Source organism: Micromonospora sp. M51, assembly GCF_018070305.1.
Lineage (GTDB): Bacteria > Actinomycetota > Actinomycetes > Mycobacteriales > Micromonosporaceae > Micromonospora > Micromonospora parva.
Window position 1 is genome coordinate 1 of record NZ_JAGPXZ010001376.1, and the last position, 688, is coordinate 688.

Consider the following 688-nt stretch of genomic DNA (forward strand, 5'->3'; position numbering starts at 1 on the left):
CGGTGCTCGGCAGTCGAGGAGCGGGCAGCTCGCTAACCCGGGGGCGGTGCGCCGCCGGGCTGCCTATCCTTGGGCACGACATGCAGAATCCAACCGCCTCCGTCGCGACCGATCCCGTTCGCGAGCTGCACCGCCGCCTCACACCTCTGATGTTCCGCGACCAGCGCCGACTCCAGCGGCGGCTGGACGGTGCCCGCAAGCTGCGCGACCCGCAGCGTCGGGAGGCGGCGCTGACCGAGATCACCGCCGACCTGGTCCGGGCCGAGCAGCGGCTCGCCGCCCGCCAGGCCGCGGTGCCCGTGATCACGTACCCGGCGGGTCTGCCGGTCAGTGAGCGCAAGGACGACATCGCCACGGCCATCCGCGACCACCAGGTGGTGATCGTGGCGGGCGAGACCGGCTCCGGCAAGACCACCCAGATCCCCAAGATCTGCCTGGAGCTGGGGCGCGGCGTGCACGGCCTGATCGGGCACACCCAGCCCCGGCGGTTGGCCGCCCGCACGGTGGCCGACCGGATCGCCGACGAGCTGGGCACCGAGCTGGGTGACGTGGTCGGCTACAAGGTGCGCTTCACCGACCAGGTCAGCGAACGCAGCCTGGTGAAGCTGATGACCGACGGCATCCTGCTGGCCGAGCTGCAGACCGACCGGATGCTGCGCCAGTACGACACGCTGATCATCGACGAGGC

1 pseudogene is annotated in these 688 nt (G+C 71.5%); it reads left to right on the forward strand.

Annotation, left to right across the window (positions count from 1 at the left end):
* Window positions 1-80: 80 nt before the first annotated feature.
* A pseudogene (locus tag KBX53_RS34930) lies at window positions 81-688 on the forward strand (ATP-dependent helicase); the annotation flags it as partial.